Origin of the sequence: Stenotrophomonas beteli (genome assembly GCF_001431665.1) — a bacterium.
GTDB lineage: Bacteria > Pseudomonadota > Gammaproteobacteria > Xanthomonadales > Xanthomonadaceae > Stenotrophomonas > Stenotrophomonas beteli.
This window is the reverse complement of the sequence record NZ_LLXV01000061.1, coordinates 1-23,160: the sequence shown is the minus strand read 5'-3', so window position 1 is coordinate 23,160 and position 23,160 is coordinate 1. Positions and strand designations below refer to the sequence as shown.

Annotated in this window: 20 protein-coding genes and 3 tRNA genes; 9 read left to right on the top strand and 14 right to left on the bottom strand. The window is 67.2% G+C overall.

The annotated features are described in order from the left end of the window. Positions 1–43: 43 nt before the first annotated feature. The 4 genes from ARC23_RS16260 to ARC23_RS16245 all read right to left on the bottom strand — a co-directional run bounded on the left by ARC23_RS16260 (position 44) and on the right by ARC23_RS16245 (position 1,010). Positions 44–119 (bottom strand) — tRNA-Ala (locus ARC23_RS16260). A 184-nt stretch (positions 120–303) separates the two neighbouring features. Continuing rightward, positions 304–379: transfer RNA gene (locus ARC23_RS16255), tRNA-Glu, on the bottom strand. 53 nt (positions 380–432) lie between these two features. Beyond that, positions 433–508, bottom strand: a tRNA-Ala gene (locus ARC23_RS16250). A gap of 103 nt (positions 509–611) precedes the next feature. Continuing rightward, positions 612–1,010 carry a heavy metal-responsive transcriptional regulator gene (locus tag ARC23_RS16245; protein WP_057498161.1) on the bottom strand — a complete coding sequence of 133 codons (399 nt, stop codon included), beginning with the start codon at positions 1,008–1,010 and terminating at the stop codon, positions 612–614. Between the two features lie 183 nt (positions 1,011–1,193). Here ARC23_RS16245 and ARC23_RS16240 point away from each other — a divergent pair, with 183 nt between their 5' ends. The 8 genes from ARC23_RS16240 (at position 1,194) to ARC23_RS16205 (ending at position 11,263) form a co-directional block, all read left to right on the top strand. Further along, a complete protein-coding gene (locus tag ARC23_RS16240) occupies positions 1,194–2,261 on the top strand; it encodes a GlxA family transcriptional regulator (RefSeq protein ID WP_057498160.1) in 1,068 nt (355 codons plus the stop codon). An 87-nt stretch (positions 2,262–2,348) separates the two neighbouring features. After that, complete coding sequence (locus ARC23_RS16235; protein WP_057498159.1) at positions 2,349–3,152, top strand: TlpA disulfide reductase family protein; 804 nt, start codon at positions 2,349–2,351, stop codon at positions 3,150–3,152. 30 nt (positions 3,153–3,182) lie between these two features. Beyond that, positions 3,183–4,025: a thiol:disulfide interchange protein DsbG gene (gene dsbG / locus ARC23_RS16230; protein ID WP_057498158.1), complete on the top strand. Its 843-nt coding sequence runs from the start codon at positions 3,183–3,185 to the stop codon at positions 4,023–4,025. A 514-nt stretch (positions 4,026–4,539) separates the two neighbouring features. Continuing rightward, on the top strand, positions 4,540–5,973 hold the full coding sequence (locus ARC23_RS16225) for a DcaP family trimeric outer membrane transporter (protein WP_057498157.1): 1,434 nt from the start codon (positions 4,540–4,542) through the stop codon (positions 5,971–5,973). Between the two features lie 77 nt (positions 5,974–6,050). Beyond that, a complete protein-coding gene (gene adiC / locus ARC23_RS16220; RefSeq protein WP_057498156.1) occupies positions 6,051–7,403 on the top strand; it encodes an arginine/agmatine antiporter in 1,353 nt (450 codons plus the stop codon). 20 nt (positions 7,404–7,423) lie between these two features. Next, the gene (locus tag ARC23_RS16215) at positions 7,424–9,712 is read left to right on the top strand and encodes an Orn/Lys/Arg family decarboxylase (protein ID WP_057498155.1); all 2,289 of its coding nucleotides are present in this window, start codon (positions 7,424–7,426) and stop codon (positions 9,710–9,712) included. A gap of 28 nt (positions 9,713–9,740) precedes the next feature. Next, positions 9,741–10,643 (top strand): cation diffusion facilitator family transporter, encoded by a 903-nt coding sequence (locus tag ARC23_RS16210; RefSeq protein ID WP_057498154.1) that lies wholly within the window; start codon positions 9,741–9,743, stop codon positions 10,641–10,643. A 185-nt stretch (positions 10,644–10,828) separates the two neighbouring features. After that, positions 10,829–11,263, top strand: coding sequence for a RidA family protein (locus ARC23_RS16205; protein ID WP_057498153.1), 435 nt, complete (start codon positions 10,829–10,831; stop codon positions 11,261–11,263). Here ARC23_RS16205 and ARC23_RS16200 read toward each other — a convergent pair. The 5 genes from ARC23_RS16200 to ARC23_RS16180 all read right to left on the bottom strand — a co-directional run bounded on the left by ARC23_RS16200 (position 11,260) and on the right by ARC23_RS16180 (position 14,660). Continuing rightward, entirely contained in the window at positions 11,260–11,973 is a 714-nt protein-coding gene (locus ARC23_RS16200) for an energy transducer TonB family protein (RefSeq protein ID WP_057498152.1), read from the bottom strand. The genes ARC23_RS16205 and ARC23_RS16200 overlap by 4 nt on opposite strands. Continuing rightward, positions 11,966–12,592, bottom strand: coding sequence for a sigma factor (locus ARC23_RS21250; RefSeq protein ID WP_057498151.1), 627 nt, complete (start codon positions 12,590–12,592; stop codon positions 11,966–11,968). The genes ARC23_RS16200 and ARC23_RS21250 overlap by 8 nt, the downstream gene beginning before the upstream one ends. 375 nt (positions 12,593–12,967) lie before the next feature. Continuing rightward, positions 12,968–13,192, bottom strand: a complete 225-nt coding sequence (locus ARC23_RS16190) for a hypothetical protein (protein WP_057498150.1) — start codon at positions 13,190–13,192, stop codon at positions 12,968–12,970. Continuing rightward, the gene (locus tag ARC23_RS16185) at positions 13,189–13,890 is read right to left on the bottom strand and encodes a glutamine amidotransferase (RefSeq protein ID WP_057498149.1); all 702 of its coding nucleotides are present in this window, start codon (positions 13,888–13,890) and stop codon (positions 13,189–13,191) included. The genes ARC23_RS16190 and ARC23_RS16185 overlap by 4 nt, the downstream gene beginning before the upstream one ends. After that, complete coding sequence (locus tag ARC23_RS16180) at positions 13,887–14,660, bottom strand: YggS family pyridoxal phosphate-dependent enzyme (RefSeq protein WP_057498148.1); 774 nt, start codon at positions 14,658–14,660, stop codon at positions 13,887–13,889. Before ARC23_RS16180 ends, ARC23_RS16185 begins: the two co-directional genes overlap by 4 nt. Before the next feature lie 76 nt (positions 14,661–14,736). Between ARC23_RS16180 and ptsJ the strand changes: the two genes are divergently transcribed. Further along, on the top strand, positions 14,737–16,023 hold the full coding sequence (gene ptsJ, locus ARC23_RS16175; RefSeq protein ID WP_057498147.1) for a MocR-like B6 salvage transcription factor PtsJ: 1,287 nt from the start codon (positions 14,737–14,739) through the stop codon (positions 16,021–16,023). Between the two features lie 46 nt (positions 16,024–16,069). Here the strand turns inward: ptsJ and ARC23_RS16170 are convergent, their stop codons facing one another. The 5 genes from ARC23_RS16170 to ARC23_RS16150 all read right to left on the bottom strand — a co-directional run bounded on the left by ARC23_RS16170 (position 16,070) and on the right by ARC23_RS16150 (position 23,159). Further along, on the bottom strand, positions 16,070–16,576 hold the full coding sequence (locus ARC23_RS16170; protein ID WP_057498146.1) for a hypothetical protein: 507 nt from the start codon (positions 16,574–16,576) through the stop codon (positions 16,070–16,072). Between the two features lie 191 nt (positions 16,577–16,767). Beyond that, entirely contained in the window at positions 16,768–19,878 is a 3,111-nt protein-coding gene (locus ARC23_RS16165; protein ID WP_057498145.1) for an error-prone DNA polymerase, read from the bottom strand. 6 nt (positions 19,879–19,884) lie between these two features. Next, the gene (locus ARC23_RS16160) at positions 19,885–21,294 is read right to left on the bottom strand and encodes a Y-family DNA polymerase (protein WP_057498144.1); all 1,410 of its coding nucleotides are present in this window, start codon (positions 21,292–21,294) and stop codon (positions 19,885–19,887) included. 9 nt (positions 21,295–21,303) lie between these two features. Beyond that, positions 21,304–21,918, bottom strand: a complete 615-nt coding sequence (gene imuA, locus ARC23_RS16155) for a translesion DNA synthesis-associated protein ImuA (RefSeq protein WP_057498143.1) — start codon at positions 21,916–21,918, stop codon at positions 21,304–21,306. 260 nt (positions 21,919–22,178) lie between these two features. Next, positions 22,179–23,159: a cyclase family protein gene (locus ARC23_RS16150; RefSeq protein ID WP_057498142.1), complete on the bottom strand. Its 981-nt coding sequence runs from the start codon at positions 23,157–23,159 to the stop codon at positions 22,179–22,181. Between the last annotated feature and the right edge of the window lies 1 nt (position 23,160).

Below are 23,160 nucleotides of genomic sequence, written 5' to 3'. Positions count from 1 at the left end.
AAAACTTCAAGTTGTAGAACCTTCGACGGCCTAATGTCGAAAGTGGTGGAGCCAAGCGGGATCGAACCGCTGACCTCCTGCATGCCATGCAGGCGCTCTCCCAGCTGAGCTATGGCCCCGTGTTACCGAGCCGCCTAGCATACCTGCGTGTTCACGTTTGTGGAAGCTTTTTTTGAACTTCTTTCGTTCCGGTTCAACCACGGCCACGAGGGCAGGGGAACCGCAACGCCACAACCTGAATGCCGGTAGGCGGTGAACAAAAAAGACCCGGTTATCGGCCGGGTCCTCGTTGTTCGTGATGAGTGGCGTCCCCACGGGGATTCGAACCCCGGTCGCCACCGTGAAAGGGTGATGTCCTAGGCCTCTAGACGATGGGGACGCAGATCTCATCAATGTTCTTTGCGACCTTTCGACGGCCTAATGTCGAAAGTTTGGTGGAGCCAAGCGGGATCGAACCGCTGACCTCCTGCATGCCATGCAGGCGCTCTCCCAGCTGAGCTATGGCCCCACGTCGCTGAGGAGCGAAATAATAGCCTTGCCCCAGGGGGTTGGCAAGCATTTGTTGCACTTTTCTTCACGTCGATCGCGACGGCGATGTCATGCCTGTGAACTCATGCGTTGCCATCGGTGAGGGCGGCCAGGATCGGGCATTGATCCAGCGTGCCATGACCGGGGCAGGCCTCGACGAGCTGCGACAGCGCCGCATGCATGCGTTGCAGTTCCGCCATCCGTTGTGCGATGTCGTGCAGGCGCGCCTGCGCCGTGTCGCGCACGCTGCCCATGTCATGCCGGTGCTGGTCGCTGAGGGTCAGCAGTTCGCCGATCTCCTCCAGGCTGAAGCCCAGCGCCTTGGCGCGGCGGATGAAGCGCAGGCGACGCAGATCGGGCTCGCCGAAGATGCGATAGCCCCCGGCCGAACGTGCTGCCGGGGGCAGCAGCTGCTGGCGCTCGTAATAGCGCACCGTATCGATCGGTACGCCAGCCTGGCGTGCCAGTTGCCCAATGTTCATGGCGGATTCCTGCGGATGCTGACGCCCATTGTGGAGCCTGGAGTCCGCTCCAGGGTCAAGGGACGTCCCAACGCCGTATTCAGTCCACTTTGCAACTTTCTTCATAGCCCCGCTGCTGGAGCAGTTCCTACCCTGCGCCTGAACCGGCCACGCGATGGCCTGCAACGAACCGAGGAGGGGGCTGTGGAAGGATTCAGGAACGAAGAATTCGTCGAGGTGGGGGTGGTGGAATATCCCGGAGGCGACCCTTCGGCGGCCTCGGTGCTGACCGAGATGGCCCATGTGGCCAATCGGCTTGCCGACCAGCAGCGGCGCCCGTTCAAGCGCGTCGTAGTGACGCGCTGGATCGTGCCGGCCAGCCAGACCGGGGTGCACCGCATCGCCGGCGCGGAGATCCTCGATGCGGACATTCCTGGCGTGGTCGCCGTGCCGGGCCAGATCAGCCAGGGCGTCTGCCTGCGTGCCGACGAGATCCTGCTGGACTGGCTGCGCGCGCATTACGACGGCGGCAGCCTGCTGGCAGCCGCGGGCGATGGCGTCAGCGTGCTGGCGCGCGCCGGGCTGCTGGCCGGGCGCACCATCTGTGCTCTGGATGGCGGTCGCCACGCCGGCCTGCAGGCACAGGCGGCCAGCTGGGTGCCGAGCGAACGTGCGCTGGTCGATGATGGCGATCTGCTGACCGTCGCGGGCAGCCAGGCCTGGCGCTTTCTCGGCCTGCGCCTGCTCTATCGCCTGCATGGCCAAGGGGTGGCCAATGCCGTGGCCCAGCAGCTGGGCGTTACCGTCCCGGCGGGGATCCAGCAGGATCTGGAGCGCTTCAGTGCCAACTTCGCCCATGGCGATCGCGATGTGCTGAAGGCGCAACGATGGCTGCATACCACCGCCGCGCGTGGCGCCACGCTGAGCGCAATCTGCGAAGTGTCAGGGCTGGAACCCCGCACATTGCAGCGGCGCTTCCTCAGGGCCACCGGGCTGCGCCCGATCGAGTATTGCCAGCGCCTGCGCATTGCCAAGGCGCAGACGCTGCTGCAGCAGGGGGCCGGCATCGATGAGGTGGCCTGGGGTGTGGGCTATGCCGATCAGAGTGCATTCCGACGCCTGTTCCTGCGCATCGTAGGCATGACGCCAGCCAACTATCGCCGCCTGGTCAACCACAAGCGGCGCGAGCGTCCGTTGATGCCCTCGGCGGCTGGCAGCCTGCGCGGACTGCAACCTGCGGCTGGCGCGCAGATGCGACGCAGTGCTGCCTGACGCAGGAGGCATGGAGCGGACGCTGCACTTGCAACCCGGGCGTGGCGCTTCGACCATGCAGTCAGCATACGAGTGAACAGGTGGCAGATGTCGAGTATTGGACCGGTGCCGATGCCCGTGGTGGTGATGCTGTTGAGCGCATTGCTGGCCATGGTGGTGGCGCATCTCTGGCCGCGCCGCAAGGGCGAAACGACGCCGCCTTCGGCGGCAAGCATGGTGCTGGACATGTTGCTGATCGGCCTGCTGTGCGGGCGGATCAGTTTCGTCGTATTGAATTTCGGTCTCTATCGCCAGGCGCCGTGGAGCATCCTGCAGATCGCCGACGGTGGCTATCATCCTGTCGTGGTACTGGCTGCGGGCCTTCTGTGGGGCATCTGGCGGCTGCGCCCATGGCGTGCACTGCGGATGCCGGTGCTGGCCGGCGCATTGCTGGGGGTGGCGCTCTGGGCAGGTGGCAGCTACCTGTTGGCGGTCTGGCAGCAACAGCGGATGCCATTACCTGCGGTGCAGGTGGTGGACCTGGAAGGGAGGCCGATCGATCTGCAGCAGTTCCGGGGCGCACCGGTGGTGCTCAATCTGTGGGCCAGCTGGTGCGGGCCCTGCCGGCGTGAGATGCCGGTGCTGGCCGCAGCACAACGGGCCCACACCGGCGTGCAGTTCGTGTTCCTCAACCAGGGTGAAACCGTGGAGGAGGTCCGGGACTTCATCGCCGCGGAGCGGCTTGCGCTGGGCAACCTGCTGCTGGACGACGCCGCTTCGGCGTCCACCGCGCTGGGGGTGCAGGCCTATCCTTCCACACTGTTCTTCGACAAGGATGGACGCCTGCGCGAGCTGCACCTGGGCGAACTGAGCGCAGCCGGCCTTGAACACAAACTGCGCCGGCTGCGGTAGCCTGCGCGGGCATCTCACTACGGAGTTCCCATGTTGTCCACTTCCCTGCGTACCGCACCGGCGGTGCTGTTGCTGCCGGTTCTGCTGGCGTTGGCCGCCTGCAGCCAGGCCCAGACGCCGCCAGGCAAGACGGCGGTGGCACCGGCGGCGGGTGCGCCGACCGCCACAGCCAAGGGTGACCGCCCTGCAGTGCTCAAGGGCATCGAAAAGCACGGTTTTGAAGTCGTCGCCGAGTTCGATGCTCCGGGCGGGCTGCGCGGCTTCGCCGGCGTGGTGGGCGGGCAACAGCCCGCTGCGGCCTATGTCACCGCCGACGGCAAGAATGTGCTGGTCGGCAGCCTGTTCGATGCCGAGGGCAATGACGTGGCGGCCGAGGCGGTGGAGAAACTGGTCGCAGCGCCGATGTCGGCCAGGATCTGGAGCAAGCTGGAAGCCAGTGCCTGGGTACGTGACGGCAAGGCCGATGCACCGCGTGTGGTCTATACGTTCAGTGATGCCAACTGCCCGTACTGCCACAAGTTCTGGGAAGCGGCGCGGCCATGGGTTGATGCCGGCAAAGTGCAGCTGCGCCACATCATGGTGGGGGTGATCCGGGAAGACAGCCCTGCCAAGGCCGCTGCCATCCTCGCCGCACGCGACCCGAGCGCAGCGTTGCTGGAGAACGAGCGCCAGTTCGACCGGGGTGGCATCAAGGCGCTGCCGAGCATCAGTCGTGACATCGCCGGCAAGCTCGATGCCAACCAGGTGCTGATGATCGAGATGGGCTTCCAGGGAACGCCCGGCATCCTGTTCCAGGATGGCCAGGGCCAGGTGCAGCGCCGCTCCGGCCTACCACAGGGGAGCGATCTGCAGACGGTGCTGGGACCGCGCTGAGCAGCGCCATCGCTTTCCTCTGAAGCGCGGGCCCGCATGGCGACATGCGGGCCCGCTGCTTTTGGGGGCGGCCTGCGGACATCGCTGCCTGCGCACGATCTGTTCCGGGTCACGTATGAATCGTGACTGAGATCAAGCATCACGCCTTGATTCCAATCAAGGCCAAAAACGACATCTGTACTAGCCTTTGACGCATGGAATACAGCGTCAACGTGCCACGTATATCGCGCCGTGGCTGCCCTGATCCGGGCGCAGCAGCACAGCCATTCACGACACTCTCACCCTCTGCTTGTTACCCAGACCGCTGCGGTCGCCACCTCTCTGGCAGCGCCGCTCGGATGGTGACGGCATGGGTGGGGACGGGATGGCGTCATCGTCCTGTTGCCTGCGAAGCGCAGGCTCGCTGGTGTCTTCAACGCAGTACCCGCATTTCCAGCAACGGCAACGTGAGGCCGGGGCGGCACCTGTGTGCGGCCAGGCAGTGCGATGCGAGTGTTCGTCCAGGGAGGATGCAATGCGCTTGGCGGTACTGAGTCTGGCCTGCCTGACTGCACTGGCGATCACGCCAGCGTATGCACAGCAAGGGGAACCGGAAGATGCACAGGCGTTGCGCCGCGAGATCGCCGCCATGCGGCAGGCGCTGGAAGGCATGCAGCAACGGCTGGACCGGCTTGAACAGCGCGACGCTGTACCGGCGCAGGCAGCACCGTCGACGGTGACGCCTGTCGCCTCCGCGGCCGCTCCCGCCGATGCCATCCATCGCACCCAGGTGCCGGGGGTGGCGCAGCCTGTGCTGCCGCAGCGCGACTCGGTGGCCGATCCTTCAACGGCGGCCTCGCGCCCCGACAGTGCCGCCGGTCCGACCGATCCCGACCTGAAGGGGTTCTTCGCGATTCCGGGCACGGATACCGTGATCCGCATTGGCGGCTACGCCAAGCTCGATGCGATTGCCGATTCGCGTGCGGCCGGTGACGAAGACCAGTTCATTCCTTCGTCGATGCCGGTGGGCGGCAGCCATCGTGATGTCTCCAACTTCAACATCCACGCCAAGCAGACCCGCTTCAGCTTCGAGGCGAGGCGCCCGACCACGCACGGCAACCTGCGCTTCTACCTGGAGAACGACTTCTTCGGCAGCAGCGACGGCTACCAGTTCCGCCTGCGCCATGCCTATGGCCAGCTCGGCAACACCTATGCCGGCTACGGTTATTCCAGCTTCATGGATGCCGACAGCCTGCCTGACACCCTCGACTTCGCCGGCCCCGGTGGTGCTGGCTACCTGCTGGTGGCCGGCGTCCACCACAGCTTCGCGATGGGCAAGGGCAACACGCTGACCGTCGCTGCCGAAGACCCGGAGACCGAACTGGCCAGTGCCAGTGACGGACGCACGGCGGTGAACCGGTTGCCCGACGTGACGGTGACCGCGCGCATGGAGCGCGACTGGGGCCACCTGCAGCTGGGCGCGGTGGCACGCAGCCTGGCCTACGACGGTGAGGGCGAGCGCGACCGGCGCATGGCCGGTGGCCTGCAGTTGAGTGGCTCGGCCTCGGTGGGCGAGCGCGACCTGTTGCTGTTCGGTGCGCTGGGTGGCCGCGGCCTCAGCCGTTACACCGCCGACCTGACCGGCTCGGGACTGGATGCGGTGGTCGGCGCCGACGGCCGGCTCGACGCGCTTGACCTGCACGGTGGCTTCGTCGGTTACACCCATTACTGGTCCGGGCTGTGGCGTTCCAACCTGATCTTTGGCCAGCTGACCCTGGAGCGTAATGCCGCCCTCGCCGCCGATGCATTCCGGCAGAGCCGCTACGGCGTGTTCAACCTGATCTGGAGCCCCGCGCCGTCCTGGACGATGGGCATGGAGCTGCTGTACGGCCGGCTGGAACAGCAGGGCGGCGCGCGCGGCGACACCGTCCGGGTGCAGGGCAGCCTGCAGTACAACTTCATCAAGTAGGCGCCAGCGGCTGCACGCCAGCGCAACCCGTCCCCACGCCCGGCCGTACCGGGCCCATGCCAGTACAGGAGATTGTCATGGCAGAAGCAAAGAAAATCGGGGTGGTTGGAGCCACCTTCCTCGTCGCGGGCAACATGATGGGTTCCGGTGTGTTCCTGTTGCCGTCCAGCCTGGCCAAGATCGGTACCGCCTCGATCTGGGGCTGGCTGATCACCACCGCCGGTGCGCTGTTGCTGGCCTTCGTGTTCGCCAAGCTGGGCAAACTGGCACCGAAAGCGGGCGGCCCGTACGCCTATGCGCGTGACTGGTTCGGGCCCTACATGGGTTTCCAGACCAATACCATCTACTGGTTCGCCAACTGGATCGGCAATGTTGCCATTCCGATCGCAGCGGTCGGCTACTTCAGCTACTTCTTCCCGATCCTGTCCGAGCCGCTGGTGCGCTGCATCGCGGTACTGATCCTGGTATGGGCGCTGAGCTTCGCCAACGTGATCGGCCCGGCCTTTGTCAGCCGCGTGCAGACCGTCACCACCAGTTTCGCGCTGGTGCCGATCCTGGGCATCGCCATCTTCGGCTGGTTCTTCTTCGATGCCGACATCTTCAAGGGCGCCTACAACGTGTCCGGCGAATCGAACTTCGGCGCGATCTCCAGTGCCGCAGCGCTGACCCTGTGGGCCTTCATCGGCGTCGAGTCCGCTTCGGTTACCGCCGGTGTGGTCGAGAACCCGGAAAAGAACGTGGCCCGTGCCACCCTGGCCGGCGTGTTCCTGGCCGCCATCGCCTACATCGCCAGTTCCTCGGTGATCATGGGCATGGTGCCCAATGGCGAGCTGCAGACCTCCGATGCGCCGTTCGCGCTGGCCGCGGCCAAGGCCGTGGGTGGCTGGGGCGGTGCGCTGGTCAGCCTGTGCGCCTTCATCGGCGCTGCCGGTTCGCTCGGTGGCTGGATCCTGCTGACTGCGCAGAGTGCCAAGGCAGCTTCCGATGATGGCCTGTTCCCGAGCATCTTCAGCAAGACCAACAAGGATGACGTGCCGGTCAAGGGCGTGCTGATCGTGGCGGTGCTGATGACCCTGGCGGTGCTGGTCACCTCCACCTCGGAGACCGCATCGGCCCAGTTCGACGTGATCACCTCGGCGGCGGTTGTACTGACCCTGCTGCCCTACATCTACTCGTGCGTGGCCTGCTACTTCGTGGTCGAGCGCTCGCACACCATCATCCATACCGGCGCGTTCTGGACCCTGACCAGCCTGACCGTCGTGTACTGCCTGTGGGCGATCTACGGCTCGTCGGGAACCATCGTGCAGTACGCCTTCCTGTTCGTGCTGTTCATCACCGTGTTCTATCCCTTCTTCAGCGAGGAGCGCCGCCAGCAGCGGCAGCGCGCCCGCGAGGCCTCGGCCATCACCGCCGGCGCCCAGCGTTCCTGAGTTAGACAAGGAGAATCAACGTGTACTTCAAGTCCCTGGACTATCCGGTCATTGTCATCGACAACGACTACGAGTCGCCGCGCATCGGTGGCATCCTGATCCGAGCGCTGGTGGAAGAGCTGCGCAGCAACGATCAGCGCGTACTGTGCGGCCTGAACCTGGATGATGCCCGCGCCGGTGCCCGTACCTACGTAGCGGCCTCGGCGGTGCTGATCTCGATCGATGGCAGCGAAGAGGTGGACGGCGAGTTCCAGCGCCTGACTGCGTTCCTGCGCGAGCAGAGCGCGCGCCGTGCCAACCTGCCGGTGTTCCTGTATGGCGAGCGCCGTACCATCGAGAAGGTGCCGAGCAAGCTGCTCAAGTACATCCACGGCTTCATCTTCCTGTTCGAAGATACCAAGAGCTTCATCTCGCGGCAGGTGATGCGCGCGGCCGAAGACTACATGAAGAACCTGCTGCCGCCGTTCTTCAAGGCGCTGATCCATCATGCGGCCGAGTCGAACTATTCCTGGCACACGCCGGGCCATGCCGGCGGCGTGGCGTTCACCAAGTCGCCGGTGGGTCGCGCGTTCCATCAGTTCTACGGTGAGAACACCCTGCGCAGCGATCTGTCGATCTCGGTGCCCGAGCTCGGCTCGCTGCTGGACCACACCGGCCCGATCAAGGATGCCGAGGAAGAGGCGGCACGCAACTTCGGCGCCGACCATACCTTCTTCGTCACCAACGGCACCTCCACCGCCAACAAGATCGTCTGGCATGGCACGGTGGCCCGCGGCGATGTGGTGTTCGTCGACCGCAACTGCCACAAGTCGCTGCTGCACGCGCTGATCATGACCGGTGCGGTACCGGTGTACTTCACCCCCAGCCGCAACGCGCACGGCATCATCGGCCCGATCAGCCTGGACCAGTTCACGCCGGAGTCGCTGCAGCAGCGCATTGCCGCCAATCCGCTGGCCAGCCAGGCCTACAAGGCCGGTTCCAAGCCGCGCATCGCGGTGGTCACCAACTCGACCTACGACGGCCTCTGCTACAACGCCGAGAAGATCGCCGACGAGATCGGAAGTGCGGTCGATTTCCTGCACTTCGACGAAGCGTGGTACGCCTACGCGGCGTTCCATCCGTTCTACGAGAACCACTACGGCATGGCCAAGGGCAAGCCGCGTGAGCAGGACGCGATCATCTTCACCACCCATTCCACCCACAAGCTGCTGGCGGCGTTCTCGCAGGCATCGATGATCCACGTGCGCAACTCGGCGCAGCGCGACCTGGACGCCGAGCGCTTCAACGAGTCGTTCATGATGCACACCTCGACCAGCCCGCATTACGGAGTGATCGCGGCCTGTGACGTTGCCTCGAAGATGATGGAAGGCGACGCGGGGCGCTCGCTGGTGCAGGAAATGCATGACGAGGCGATTGCCTTCCGCCGCGCGATGCTGCATGTCCGCGATGACCTGGGGCGCGACGACTGGTGGTTCAGCGTATGGCAACCGACCAAGCTCGAGCGCAGCCTGGACAAGGGCGATACGCCGGCGCCGCTGGTGGCCAAGCGCGAAGAGTGGTATCTGCAACCGGACGCTCACTGGCATGGCTTCGAGAACCTGGTCGACGACTATGTGCTGATCGACCCGATCAAGGTGACTCTGCTGACCCCGGGCCTGGCGATGGACGGCAGCATGGGCAAGCTGGGCATCCCGGCGGCGGTGCTGAGCAAGTTCCTGTGGGGCCGCGGCATCACCGTGGAGAAGACCAACCTGTATTCGGTGCTGTTCCTGTTCTCGATGGGCATCACCAAGGGCAAGTGGAGCACGCTGGTCACTGAGCTGATGGCGTTCAAGGAGCTGTATGACCGCAATGCGCCGCTGAGCCAGGCATTGCCGACGCTGGCGGCCGATTATCCGAACGCCTACGCCGGCTGGGGCCTGCGCGACCTGTGCGACGCATTGCATGCGTTCAACCAGGAATTCGCGGTGGCCAAAGTGATGCGCGAGATGTACGTGGACCTGCCGACGCCAGTGATGACCCCGGCCGATGCCTACAACCACCTGGTCAAGGGCGAGATCGAGCGGGTCGACATCGAGCAGCTCAGTGGCCGCATCGCGGCGACCATGCTGGTGCCGTATCCGCCGGGCATTCCGACCATCATGCCGGGTGAGCGTTTCGGCGACAGCGACGAGCCGATCATCCAGTCGCTGCGCATCGCCCGTGAGCAGAATGCCCGTTTCCCCGGCTTCGAGTCGGATGTGCATGGGCTGATCATCGAGCACGACGGCGATGTGACCTCGTACAAGGTGGAGGTGCTGAAGGCCTGACCGGTGACGGTCGGCCCTTCGGCGGACGATGGAGACCGCGCGCGAGCAAGGCATCCTGAAGATCTCCATCGGGGTGACCATCGCGGTCAGCGCGGTCGGCTTCAGCGGTGGCCTGCTGGTGGGTTCGCAGGCCATCCTGTTCGATGGCGTGTACAGCCTGGTCGACGTTGCGCTGACCCTGGTATCGCTGTCGGTACTGCGGCTGGTGGCGCGGGAGCAGAGCCCGCGCTTCCAGTACGGCTACTGGCATCTTGAGCCGATGGTCGAGGCGCTGGGCGGGGTGATCCTGTCGCTGGCCTGCGTGTATGCGCTGGCCAACGCGGTGATTGGCTTGACCACCGGCGGGCACGAGGTGAAATTCGGGCCCGCGCTGTGGTGGGCTGCCTTGTTGAGTGCCAGCAACCTGGCGATGGCCGCGTTTGTCGCGCAGCGTGCGCGGCGCCTGCGCTCGGCGTTGCTGTGGCTGGATGTGCGTGGCTGGTTGCTGGGTGGCCTGATGAGCCTGGCGGTGGTGCTGGCCTTCGTGCTGGCGCTCGCCCTGCACGGCGGCGACTGGCACCACTGGGTGCCGTACCTGGATTCGATCGTGCTGGCGTTGATCAGCCTGGCGATGCTGCCCGTGCCGGCGCGCAGTGCCTGGAAAGCGATGCGTGAGGTGCTGCAGGTCGCGCCCGATGATCTGGACCGGCGCGTGCAGCAGGTGATGCACGCGTTCGTGGCGGAACGCGGCTATGCCGGTTTTACCAGCCACGTTGCGAAGATGGGACGGATGCGCTTCATCGAGATCCACGTGCTGACCGATCCGTCGACCCCTTTGGGAACGGTGGGCGGAGTCGATGCGATGCGTGACGAGATTGCCGTGCGTCTGGATGCCCGCGGCAGCACGTTCTGGCTGACCATCGATTTCACCGCCGACCCGGCGTGGACGTGAGCCGGGAACGGTAGAGCCGAGCCCATGCCCGGCTGCCATTCGCGCTGAGCAGCCGAGCGTGGGCTCGGCTCTACACGTGGGCACGATCGTTGCGCATGGCGGACCGGACTGTTGCAGCGGATCGGTTTGACCTCAACTCTGGTTGAGGTCGCAGACTGCTTCGCATCCCCCACGAGACATGCGGCATGAACCTGCTAACCACCCCGGACCTCAGTCATGGCCTGCTGGAGCTGTTCAATCCTCCCGGCCTCTACGACCCTTCCGCCAACGGGTACTCACACGTAGCCGTGGTGCGGTTGCCGGCGCGGGTGATTCATATCGCGGGGCAGGGCGGTGAGGATTCCGATGGCCATCTCTCCCCTGGCTTCCGGGAGCAGGTCGAGCAGGCGCTGGACAACCTGCAGATCGCGCTGCGCTCGGCGCAGGCCAGCCTGGACGATGTCGCACGGTTGCGCATCCTGGTGGTCGACCACGACGAGGACCGGCTGGGCATCATCGCCCATCAGGTGCGGCGGCGTTGGCCGAACCGCGCCGCACCGACCTGCACCCTGATCCCCGTGCCACGGCTGGCGCTGGACGGCATGCTGTTCGAGATCGAGGCGGAGGCCTACGCCGCCTAGCGCAGGTAGTACTCCACCGGCACCACCAGCTCCTGCGGCGCCTTCAGTTCATCGGGAATGGGCGGCAGTGGCTGCGCGCGGCGGAATGTCTGCACCGCGGCCGCGTCGAGCGTTGGCTGGCCGCTGGACTGTTCCAGCCGCAGGTCCAGCAGGCGGCCGGTGCGGTCGATGCTGGCCCTGATCCAGGCCGTACCCTGCTGGCGGCGTGAGCGTGCGGCGGCAGGGTAGTAGCGATAACGCTCCAGCCGCGCCATCAGGCGGGCTTCCCACTGGTCGCTGGCGGCGCCGGCCTGGAAGTCCGCCGGTGGCGCGTCCGGAGCGGGCGGAGCGGCCGTGATCGATGCCGGTGCGGGACTTGCATCGGTCGCGGCCGCAGGCGGGGCGATTGGCAAGGCTTGCTGGCCTGGGCCGCCGTGCTCGCTGGCGGCTATCTCACCCTCGCGCGCGGCGGTGGGTTTCGGTGGAGCGGGCGACTTCGTCGGTTGCGATGCGCGCGCCTGCTGCGCCTGGCTGGGGGTGTCGGCCTGACGCTCTTCCACCGGCCGCGGCGGCGTAGCCGGTGCCAGCAGGCGCAGGCTGATGCGTACGTCCTGCTCTGGCGGCGGCAGCAATGGTGGGGCTGCCACCCAGTGCACCAACAGCAGCAAGGGCAGCAGGTGCAGGCCGATGCTGATGGCGATCGCCTGCCAGTGTTGGCCGCGTTCACTCATCGCCCAGCACCCACAGCAGATCGGCATCGGTCGCATCGACGGTTTCATCGGGTGAAGCAAGCGCGATCACCCGTGCAGCTGCGCCCGGTGGCAGGTAGCCCGGCACGCCGGTGCCGCGCAGTACATGCCAGCGGCCGGCGATCAGCAGCGCCGGGGCCGGCGCGCTGGCCAGTACCTGCGCCATGCGTGTGTCCCGCACTTGGCTGCCCGGCGACAACCGTACTTGCGTGCCATCCGGCAGCCGTTCATCACGGAACTTACCGGCGGCGGTGCACGGCACCTGTGCACGTGGTGGCGAGGCATGGCGGCTGTACAGCTCCAGCGTGCACAGCAGCAGGTCCACCGGCTGAGGTGCCGGATCGACCGGGGCCAGCACATGCGAGTCCTCCAGCGGCGCGTCCCGGCGACGCTGGCGTTGGCGGTAATGGCTGGCCATCAGAGTGTGGGCGACGCGGTACAGGTAGGTGCGGCCGTTGCTAAGCAGGCGCAGGCAGGCTTCCTGGGCGACGTCATCGGCGCCGCTGCGTTGCGGGAGGTTGCGACGGACATGGGCGTGCAGCGGCCGGTAAGGGGCCGCGCACAGCTGCGCGACATCCGTCGGTTCGACAGGCGTGGACACGGGGCGGGCGACAACTGGGAAAGGGAACAGCCCGCGGCGGCAAGGGCAGCGGCTGCACCTTACAGCAAAAGAGAAGCATTTGCATCTATGGATGATGCAACGACCATGGCCGATCGCAGGGTCAGCGCGGGCGATAGACGCAGTGGGCCCGCAGGGCGTTGGTGGGGTTGTGATGCAGATTGCAGGCCCGGAACACCGCGATACCGAGCCAACGCACGCCGCCACGGAAGCCGCCTGGGCGGCTGTGGCTGGGCTCGAAGCCGCGGGTGATCAGCAGGCGGAGCCCGGCAGGCAGCAGTGCCAGCGCGTGTCGGGTAGTGCCGGCCGCTGGCCGGCAGATTCGGGTGCCGGCCAGCGGCCGGCACTACCATCGAGTCAGATATCGCGGTACTGGATCTGCGAAGCCAGCACGCGCAGGCCATCGGCATTGCTGGACAGGATGCGTTCTTCGCCAACTCCCTTCTGCCGTTTCAGCTGGAAGCCCTGATCGGCAGGCAGCTGCGCGGCGATGGCGTCCATGCGTTGCAGGGCATCGGGGCCGCTGCAGTCGAAGTGGCCCCAGTAGGTGCCATCGCGGTGGATCTGCAATCGGTAGTTCATCGCGGCAGCTCCGGCAGGCCCTGCAGCCAGTGGTCGAACATCGCTGTGGCGGCCGCGGCCAGTGGCGCGCCATAGCGACGTGCCTGTGCGCGTAGGTCGTTGGGGTCGATGCCGGCCTGGGCCAGTTCCAGGGTGTGGCCGATCAACCAGCGCTCGAACTGGCGCGCGTCCAGCTCCGGATGGCATTGCAGTGCCAACGCATGGTTGCCGATGGCGAAGGCCTGGTGGCGGCAGGCCGGCGTGCTGGCCAGGCGACGTGCACCGGCCGGGAGTTCGAACGCCTCGCCATGCCAATGCAGTACCGGAATGCCCTGCAGGGCCTGCAGTGGCGAGCACTGGCCGTCATCGGTGAGCAGCAGCGGCGCAAAGCCGATCTCCCTGCCGCCACTGGCAGTGACGTCGGCGCCGAGTGCACGCGCCATCAGCTGCGCGCCCAGGCAGATGCCCAACGTGGGTCGGCGCTGCTGCAGCCGACGTTGCAGCAGCACGATGCTGTCGTTGAGGAAGGGATAGAGATCAACGTCGTTGACGCTGACCGGACCGCCCAGCACGACCAGCAGGTCGGCGGCTTCGGCCGGATCGAGGGCATCGACACCAGCCTGCAGCACCTGCAGCTGCCAGCCCTGTGCCACCAGCAGCGGCTGCAGGGTACCGAGGTCTTCGAAGGCCACATGTTGCAGGATGACCGCGTGCTTCATGCCGGGGCTCCATTGCTGGGCCAGTAGAAACTGTCCGGGGTGGCGCGGGCGCCGAAGATGGCCTGGCCGACGCGGACCACGCTGGCACCTTCCTCGATGGCTACTTCGAAGTCACCGGACATGCCCATCGACAGCTGCGACAGATCGAGGCCGGCAGGTGCGGTGCGTTGCAGCTGGTCGCGCAGTTCGCGCAGGCGGATGAAGCATGCGCGCACGCGCTCGACATCGGAGCTGAAGATGGCCAGGGTCATCAGGCCGCGCACGCGCAGGCGGTCGAAGGTCGGCAACTGCTGCACGAACGCCTCGACGGCCGCGGGCTCCAGGCCGTACTTGCTCGGTTCGGCCGAGGTGTTGACCTGCACGAACACATCCAGGGTGCGCTCTTCCAGCTGCAGGCGCTGCTGCAGGGCCTCCGCTACGCGCAGGCTGTCCAGCGCCTGGAACTCGCTGGCAAAGCGCGCCACGTAGCGTGCCTTGTTGGTCTGCAGATGGCCGATCACCGACCAGTGCACGCCGAGGTCGGCCATCGCCTCGGCTTTGCGCTGTGCCTCCTGCACCTTGTTCTCGCCCAGTTCGTGGCAGCCAGCGGCCACGGCCATGCGGATACGGGTTTCATCGACGGTCTTGCTGACCGGCAGCAGGCGCACGCTGGCCGCGTCGCGGCTGGCGCGGGCGCAGGCCGCGGCGATGCGCCGGCGCACCGTGGCCAGGTTGGCGGCGATCTGTTCGACAGACTGGGCGACGGGCCAGTCGGCGGCGGCAAGGGGCATGCGGGCACCTCCAATGCGGGACGGCCAGGGTGGGATACACTGGCACAGGACAAGAATTATTTTGGCATAGGACAAAATGAAAATCACCGGGCATAGCGCCGAGTCGATCTTCGACAGCATCCGCGATGGCATCGGCAAGGGCCGGTTGCCTGCCGGCAGCGTGCTGCCATCGGTGCGCGAGCTGGCTGAACAGCTGGGGGTGAACCGGAACACCGTGGCCGCCGCGTACAAGCGGCTGGACGCGGCTGGCTTGGCCAGTACCGGCGGCCGCCGCGGCACGGTGGTGCGTGGCCTGCCGCCGGTGATGGCACGCGAAGGCACCCCTCCGGGCTTGGCCCTGCATGATCTGGCCGGCGGCAATCCGGATCCACGCCTGCTGCCGCCCCTGCGGCTGGCCCCGGCCGCGCCGCGGCTGTATGGCGTGGGTACGGTCGACCCACGATTGCAGTCGCTGGCGCGCGCCTCGCTGGACGCGGACTGCCCCGGCGGCTATGCGCTGGAACTGACCCATGGCGCGGTCGATGGCATCGAACGCCTGCTGGCGGCGTGGCTGCTGCCGGGTGATCGCATCGCGGTGGAGGATCCGTGCTTCCTCGGCAGCCTCAATGTGCTCAACGCTTCGGGTCATGCGCCGTTGCCGGTGGCGGTGGATGCCCATGGCATGCAGGTCGAATCGCTGCGGCAGGCGCTGGAAGCTGGTGCTCGCGCGGTGCTGCTCACCCCCCGTGCGCACAACCCGACCGGGGCCAGCCTGGATGCGAAGCGGGCGCGGGCGTTGCGGCAATTGCTGGCGGCCTACCCGCAGGTGGCGGTGCTGATCGATGATCATTACGCGCTGCTCTCGCAGCAGGCCTACCACTCGGTGCTGCCACTGGATGGCCGGCGTTGGGCATTGCTGCGCTCGCTGTCCAAGCCACTGGGCCCGGACCTGCGGTTGGCCTGGCTGGCCTGCGATGAAGAGAGCGCAACGCGGCTGCGGCTGCGGTTGGCGTCCGGTACCGGCTGGGTCAGTCACCTGCTGCAGGACGCGGCCATCTCGGTACTGGCCTCTTCAGCGCAGCGGGCCAGGATCGTTTCTGCGGGTGAGCGTTACCAGCAACGCCTGCAGTCGCTGCAGGAACTGCTGCGGGCACGTGGCGTGCCGACCCCGCAGCCGATGGAAGGCTTGAACCTGTGGCTGCCGTTGCCGGCCGACAGCCATCGGCAGGTGCTGGCGCTGGCCTCGCGTGGCTGGCATGTGCGCGCGGGCGAAGTGTTTGCGGTGGCAGCGCCGGGCCATGGCCTGCGCATCACCTGCGCGGCACTGGGGCCGGCGCAGCTGCGGCAGCTGGCTGATGACCTGGCGGCGGTGTGCGGTCTGTAGCATCGAGTAGAAGCAGTCGAGGATGGCTCGACGCTACAGAAGCGGATCAGGGCGCGGCGTTGGCGCCCGGGCGCACGTAGTAGGACTGGCCGCTGTCATCGACGAACATCAGCTCCGGCTTGCCCTGCCAGGAGGTAAGCATGGCGCCGGTGTTGTTCTGGTGCTTGACCATCAGGCTGGCGCCACGGTCCGGGTTGGCGACGACCTTGAACACCTCGGTGGTGCCGGTGGCATCGTCAAGGGTGAGCAGGGCTTCGCCGCCGCGGTCGCTGGTGCCATAACCGCCGCGCTCGGAACCGTCGGGACCGAGCAGGATCAGGCCGGACAGCGCGGTGGCGCGCGGCCCCTGGCTGCGGCCCTGGCTGAGCGGATCGGGAACCGGTGCGCCGAGGATCACGCGCGGTTGCCCATTGCCGTCGTGGATGACCAGGCCGCGTGCCTCGATGATGCGCTGTGGTGATTGGCTGCGGTGCAGGTTCCAGGCGGTCCAGCCGGAAACCAGCAGGGCGAGCAGGGAGACCACCAGCGTGGTCAGCAGCAGTGCACGGGGCATCGTGTCGTCCTTCCTTGGATGCAGCGACAATAGCGGATGCAAAAGGGGATGGGTAGAGTCGACGGTCAGTCGACTGCTGTTCGATCAGATCACGGAAATTCCCGCGCTGACGCGCGCAAGTCGACCAACCGTCGACTCTAACTCTAACGGGTTGGCATCACCCGGTGGCCGTTACGCGGTCATTCCCGGTGTCAGTGGAAATCGCGACTGTGGCTGCGCAGGCCCTGCAGCAGTTCATCCAGGCAGTGCATGCGCTGCACGATGACATGCTGCACGCCATCGACGCGTTCCAGGCGGCCGTCGATCTGCATCAGCTGGGTATCGATCAGCACCCGGTGCTGGCGATCAGCCAGGTGCCGCCAGACCACGGCATTGACCATGCCGGTCTCGTCCTCAAGGGTGAGGAAGGTGACGCCGCTGGCGGTCTGCGGGCGCTGGCGCATGCGTACCAAGCCGGCGATGCGCACGCGGCGGCCATGGCCGTGGCCCGCAAGCTGCGCGGCATCCAGGCAGCCGCGGCTGCGCAGCTGCGCGCGCAGGAACGAGATCGGATGGCGGCCAAGGGTGGTGCCGGTACTGCGGTAATCGGCCTGCATGTCCTCCCAGGCGCTGGGCAGGGGCAGCGGCACGCGCGCTTCGGCGGTGGCGCGGGCCTGCTCGAACAGGGGCAGCCGGTTTTCCACGCCGGAGATATCCCAGCGTGCACGATGGCGATGGCCACTGAGCCCGCGCAGCGCACCGGCATCGGCCAGCAGGCCCTGCTGGCGGCGATCCAGGGCGGTGCGCTGGCACAGGTCGCCCACATCGTCGAACGGGCGCCGCGCACGTTCGCGCATGATGGCCTGCACAGCACCTTCGTTGCAGCCGTCGATCAGGCGCAGGCCGAGCCGGATCGCTGCCGGCCCCTTGCTGAAATCCAGGGTGCAGTCCCAGTTGCTGTGGCGCACGTCCACGGGAAGAACGGTAATGCCATGCCGGCGCGCGTCCTGCAGCAGCTGGTCGGGGCTGTAGAAACCCAGCGGCTGGCTGTTGATCAGGCTGGCGGTGAATGCGGCCGGGTGGTGGCATTTCAGCCAGCAGCTGTTATAGGTCAGCAGGGCAAAGCTGGCGGCGTGGCTTTCCGGGAAACCGTAATCGCCGAATCCCTTGATCTGCTCGAACAGGTGCTCACCGTATTGGCGGCTGAAGCCGTTCTCCAGCATGCCGGCCAGCAGCTTCTCGCGATGCGGTTCCAGCCCGCCACGGCGTTTCCAGGCCGCCATCGAACGACGCAGGGCATCGGCCTGGCCAGGCGTGTAACCGGCTGCTTCGACCGCCAGCTGCATCACCTGTTCCTGGAACAATGGAACGCCCAGCGTGCGCGCGAACACGCGTTCCAGCTGCGGTGGGTAAAGCGGATTGTCCGGATCGTTCAACGCGTCCGGGCCCTGTTCGCGCAGGATCCGCCGCCGTTCCAGGTAGGGATGCACCATGTCGCCCTGGATCGGGCCGGGTCGCACGATCGCCACCTCGATCACCAGGTCATAGAACGTGCGCGGCTGCATGCGCGGCAGCATCGCCATCTGCGCGCGCGATTCGATCTGGAACACGCCGATGGTGTCGGCGGCGCAGATCATGTCGTAGGTCTTCGTGTCCTTGGGAGGGATCGCATCCATGCGTCCACTGTGCAGGCCATGCTGCTTCAGCATCGCCAGGCACTTGCGGATGGCGGTGAGCATGCCCAATGCCAGGCAGTCGACCTTCATCAGGCCGGTGGCATCCAGGTCATCCTTGTCCCACTGGATGACGGTGCGGTCGGCCATCGCCGCGTTTTCCACCGGCACCAGGGTCGACAGCGGATGCTCGGAGATCACGAAACCGCCCGGGTGCTGCGACAAGTGGCGCGGAAAATCGATCAGCTCGGCGGTCAACGCCAGCAGGCGCCGCATCAAGGGCGTGTCCGGATCGAAGCCTCGCTCGCGCAGGGTTTCCGGCAGCGGGATGTTGCCGCCCCAGTGGTCCATCGCCGCGCCCAGTTCGTTGACCTGGTCCATCGGCAGGCCAAGTGCACGGGCCACGTCGCGGATCGCGCTGCGGCCACGGTAGCTGATCGCCACCGCAGCCAGTGCCGCGCGCTCGCGGCCGTAGCGCTTGAACACGTACTGCAGCACTTCCTCGCGGCGCTCGTGCTCGAAGTCGATGTCGATATCCGGTGGTTCATCGCGCTCGGCGGAGATGAAGCGTTCGAACAGCAGATTGCTGCGCGCCGGGTCGATCTCGGTCACGCCCAGCACGAAGCACACTGCCGAGTTGGCCGCCGAGCCGCGGCCCTGGCAGAGAATGTCCTGGCTGCGCGCGAAGCGCACGATGTCCTGCACGGTGAGGAAGTAGGAGGCGTAGTTCTTCTGCTTGATCAACGCCAGTTCGTGCTCGATCTGCGTGCGTTGTTTCGCTTCGATGCCGCCTTTCCAACGCCACCGGATGCCACGCTCGACCAGCACGCGCAGCCAGCTGTCCGGATCGTGGCCTTCGGGCACCAGCTCACGTGGGTAGGTGTACTGCAGCTGTTCCAGGGTGAAGTGGCAGCGCTCTGCAATACGCAGGGTTTCGGCCAGCAGTTCGGGCGGATACAGCTGGGCCAGTGCGGTACGCGGGCGCAGGTGGCGCTCGCCATTGGGGAACAGGCGCCAGCCGGCCTCGGCCACGCTGCAGCGGTGGCGGATCGCAGTCAGTGTGTCCTGCAGGGCACGGCGGCGGCGCACGTGCATGTGCACATCGCCACTGGCAACCAGTGGCAGGCGATGGCGTTCGCCGAAGGCCTGCAGCTGCTGCAGGCGGCGTGCGTCGTCGTGCTCGTGGTGCAGTTCCACCGCCAGCCACAGGCGATCATTGAAGCCTGCACGCAGCAGTTCCAGATCGGTGGCGGCCGGTTGCCGGTCCAGCCACAGGCACAGCAGCCCGTCGGGCAGGCCGAGCAGGTCCTCGCGCAGGCAACGGTACCCGCCCTTGGCCGCGCGCCGCCGGCAGGTGGTGATCAACTGGCACAGCCCGGCATAGGCGGCCTGGTCGGTGCACAGCAGGGCCAGCTTCGGCCCGTCCTCGACCTGGAATTCGGCGCCGACGATCAGCGCCACGCCATGCGCCTTCGCCGCCTGCCAGGCGCGCACGATGCCGGCCAGTGAGCATTCGTCGGTGATCGCCAGTGCCCGGTAACCCTGGCCGGCGGCGCGCGCGAACAGTTCTTCGGCAATCGAGGCGCCGCGCTGGAAACTGAAAGCCGACAGGCAGTGCAGTTCAGCGTAGCCGGGCAGTTCACTGTGCATGGGGGCTCAGCCGAACCAGCCGTGCAGCATCCACGGTGCATGCGGGTCGTTGCGTGCACGGAATGCCCAACCGCGTTGGCCATGCGCGGTTTCCACCACGTAGTAGTCGCGCCGTGCATCGGCCTGGTCCCACCAGCCTGATTCGATCCGCTCCGGCCCGGCGACGATGCGCAGGCGCGGGTCGCGCAGGGGTTGCGGCGTATCCAGCAGCCAGCCCGGGCGTAGCGGCCAGTACGACGGAGGCTTGACCGCCGGCTGGGTGCCACTGGCGCGTTCGGGGCGATGGTCGGCCTGCACCGCCAACGGCTGCACGGCGTCATCGCCCAGCCGCGCGCGCAGGCGCTCGCGAAGCTGGTTCCAGGGCATCGCCTGTGCCGGCCGGGTATCGAACAGGTCACGCGCGGCGGGCACGAAGGGCGGCAGCTGCTCGGCCTGCAGGCGCAGTGCGCGGCTGCCGGCGGGCAGGGCGAAGGCTTCCATGCGGTTGCGCGCGATCTCGAACAGCAGCGCGGGATCACGCTCCGGCGCCAGCAGGCCGATGGTCAGCACGCTGGGCGGCAGCAGGTCGTGTTCGAAATGCAGGTCGAAGCGCTGCACGCCGCCATCGCGCGAGCACAGGAAGGCGGCCAGGTCCAGCAGCAGGCGACGTAGTGGAAACAGCAGGGCCTGGCTGGATTCGATCTCGTACTCGAATTCGATGCGCGCATCGAAACGATCGGGAGGCTGGTAGTAACGCAGTGGCGCGGTGGGAAGGCCACGCAGCGCGTCCAGTTGCTGCAGCACGTCGGGGGCGAAGCGCCGGGCAAGGCTGTCGCGTGGCAGGTCCAGCACCGCGCCCAACGTGCGCAGGCCGGAGCGTCCCAGCACGGTCACTGCTTCGCTCGGCAGCCCACTGCGCGGCAACGGCAGCTGTGCCAGTGCCGCCGGCAGCTGCTGCGCATCAATGCCGAGGCCGTCGTGGACGTTGGCCAGCACGCGCGCGGCATGCGCGGTGGGCGCGGCCACCAGGCGATGGCGGAAGCCGAGTTCGTGCAGTTCGGCCCGCAGGCGTTTCTGGATGGTCAGCCAGTCACCGAACAGGGCACGGCTGGCACCGATCTCCAGCACCAGCGCATGCGGAAAATCGAGGCTGACCTGCGAGCTGTAGGCATAGGCCCAGCTGGCCAGCAGCTGCCGGGTGTGCTGTTCGGCGTTCGGGTCGTAATCGTGCAGGTGCAGGTCCTGCACCAGCACCTGCGCGGCCGACAGCAGCATGCCCGGGCGCAGGCCGGCGGCCCGCGCGGCCGGGCTGACCGCGCGCAGCACGCGGCGCTGGGCCGGCCCCTGCAGCAGCACCAGCGGCCGCTGCGGGTCCGGCTGCAGGCGCAGCACGCTGTCCAGCGCCAGCTGCGGCAACAACAGGCAGGCCCAATGCATGGCGCGGCCTCAGTGCGCGATGGCCAGCGGCAGTGGCTGTGCTGGCGGCAACCCGCCGCGGCACTTCAGCACCCGCACCTGGCCATGCTCGAGTTGCAGGCGCAGGCTGGCCGGGGAGGGGTTGCGCGCTGCCTGCGCCTCGCGGAACACGAAGCCCAGGCATTGGCCGCTGTCGGCGGCGACCTGCAGGCGGCGCAGGGCGCGGTCGTCGGCGTGCTGCGGCCAGCACAGCACCGCCGCACAGGCGGCAGAGCGCAGGCATTGCTCGGCCGCCCACAACGCCTGCTTCGGTGTGGCCTGGATGATCTGCAGCTGGGCCAGCTCCAGCCCGGCAGCGGCCCAGGCCGGCGCATGCGGGCGATAGGGCGGGGCGATCAGCACGATCGGGCGGTCGCGTTGGCTCAGCCGGGCCAACGCTGGCCAGACCAGGGCCAGTTCGCCCACGCCGGGCGCGGCCTGCAGCACCTCGCACAGCCCGCTGGCCGGCCAGCCGCCACCCGGCAGGCGGGCGTCCAGCGCGGGGTGGCCGCTGGCCAGGTGGTCGCTGGCCGGCCCGTGGCGGGCCGGGCCGCGCCACAGCTGGCGGCCATCCAGCAGCCGGTCGAGGGCGACGACGGCGCCCATCAGCCGGTCCTCCAAGGGAGGCGCCGGGCAGGCTGGGAGCGACGGAAGCGGGCGGAAACGGCGGGCATGGAACGAGTATCGACAGGCCGGTATCAGGGGCTGAGACCGGACATGCTACTCGCGTTGTAAGTAGAATTACTAATGAAATTGGAGGGTCGGGTTTCAGGTTGCTGAAGAGGGAAAGGAGTGCCGACCAAGGTCGGCACCCACCCAGGATGGCACGGGTTGCCGGACCAGGGGCGGCACCCCACAGGCCCCGGTTACGGGCTGACCGGCAACGCCACCGGGCGCAGCGGTGCGGCATCGCCGCCGCGGATCTTCAGCGGGCCGCCGATGAAGGCGAACTCGTAGACCTTGTCGCGGGCCAGTTCATCCAGCGCCACCAGCTCGATGATCGGCGCGCCCTGTTGGGCCAGCAGGTAGGTGTGCAGCGGCACGTAGTCGTCGGACACCTCCGAGGGGAAGGTCTCGAAGCTGAGGTTGTCGGCGCCGACGATCATCGCGCCGCTGTCCTCGACCAGGAAGCGCGCCGCGTCCAGGCCCATGCCCGGCGGGTTGGCCATGTAGGCCCTGGGCTGCTCGAACAGGCGCATGCGGCCGGTGCGGATCAGCACCACGTCGCCCTGCTGAAGCGTCACCTTCTGCCGTGCCAGCGCGTCCTTCAGGTCCTGGCGGGTGACGCGGTAGCTGTCAGGCAGCATCTCCACGCCCTTGGCGGCGGCCACGTCGATCAGCACGCCACGCGCGATCAGCGGCGGGAACTTCTCGATGCCGGTGACATTCCAGCCACGATCGCCGAGGTGCTTGTCGGCCTCGAAGCCGTTCCAGATCTTCCCGTGGATGCCGAAGTGGTTCAGCGCATCGATGTGGGTGCCGGTGTGGCTGTACATCGAGAAGGCGGTGCCGGTGTAGCTGCGGGTGAGGTTCATGGTCTCGCCCACGCCCATCGGGTCGTCCATCACCGTGCCGCGCGGGGTGTGGGTCATCCAGAACTGGTAGTGCGGGTCGCCGGCATCCTGCCAGCTGGGCATGCCGACGTAGTATTCGGTGGCCAGGTCATAGGCCTTGCCACCGCTGACCCGCGACAGGATCGCGGCGCGCGAGGCTTCGGTGATCAGGTTGAGGCGGCCGATCTCGTCTTTCGGTCCCCAGGGGCTGGTGCCGACCTGCTGGCCGGAGGGAACGCGTTCGTGCGCGGATACAGTGGTGGAAGCGGCGGTGCCGGCCAGCAGCAGGGCCAGC

Bases quoted from the DNA above. Each gene is read 5' to 3' on its own strand.
- ARC23_RS16245 (WP_057498161.1), bottom strand. From the start codon at position 1,010: ATGAACATTGGGCAACTGGCACGCCAGGCTGGCGTACCGATCGATACG.
- ARC23_RS16235 (WP_057498159.1), top strand. From the start codon at position 2,349: ATGTCGAGTATTGGACCGGTGCCGATGCCCGTGGTGGTGATGCTGTTG.
- dsbG (WP_057498158.1), top strand. From the start codon at position 3,183: ATGTTGTCCACTTCCCTGCGTACCGCACCGGCGGTGCTGTTGCTGCCG.
- ARC23_RS16225 (WP_057498157.1), top strand. From the start codon at position 4,540: ATGCGCTTGGCGGTACTGAGTCTGGCCTGCCTGACTGCACTGGCGATC.
- adiC (WP_057498156.1), top strand. From the start codon at position 6,051: ATGGCAGAAGCAAAGAAAATCGGGGTGGTTGGAGCCACCTTCCTCGTC.
- ARC23_RS16210 (WP_057498154.1), top strand. From the start codon at position 9,741: ATGGAGACCGCGCGCGAGCAAGGCATCCTGAAGATCTCCATCGGGGTG.
- ARC23_RS16205 (WP_057498153.1), top strand. From the start codon at position 10,829: ATGAACCTGCTAACCACCCCGGACCTCAGTCATGGCCTGCTGGAGCTG.
- ARC23_RS16200 (WP_057498152.1), bottom strand. From the start codon at position 11,973: ATGAGTGAACGCGGCCAACACTGGCAGGCGATCGCCATCAGCATCGGC.
- ARC23_RS16190 (WP_057498150.1), bottom strand. From the start codon at position 13,192: ATGAACTACCGATTGCAGATCCACCGCGATGGCACCTACTGGGGCCAC.
- ARC23_RS16185 (WP_057498149.1), bottom strand. From the start codon at position 13,890: ATGAAGCACGCGGTCATCCTGCAACATGTGGCCTTCGAAGACCTCGGT.
- ARC23_RS16180 (WP_057498148.1), bottom strand. From the start codon at position 14,660: ATGCCCCTTGCCGCCGCCGACTGGCCCGTCGCCCAGTCTGTCGAACAG.
- ptsJ (WP_057498147.1), top strand. From the start codon at position 14,737: ATGAAAATCACCGGGCATAGCGCCGAGTCGATCTTCGACAGCATCCGC.
- ARC23_RS16170 (WP_057498146.1), bottom strand. From the start codon at position 16,576: ATGCCCCGTGCACTGCTGCTGACCACGCTGGTGGTCTCCCTGCTCGCC.
- ARC23_RS16165 (WP_057498145.1), bottom strand. From the start codon at position 19,878: ATGCACAGTGAACTGCCCGGCTACGCTGAACTGCACTGCCTGTCGGCT.
- ARC23_RS16160 (WP_057498144.1), bottom strand. From the start codon at position 21,294: ATGCATTGGGCCTGCCTGTTGTTGCCGCAGCTGGCGCTGGACAGCGTG.
- imuA (WP_057498143.1), bottom strand. From the start codon at position 21,918: ATGGGCGCCGTCGTCGCCCTCGACCGGCTGCTGGATGGCCGCCAGCTG.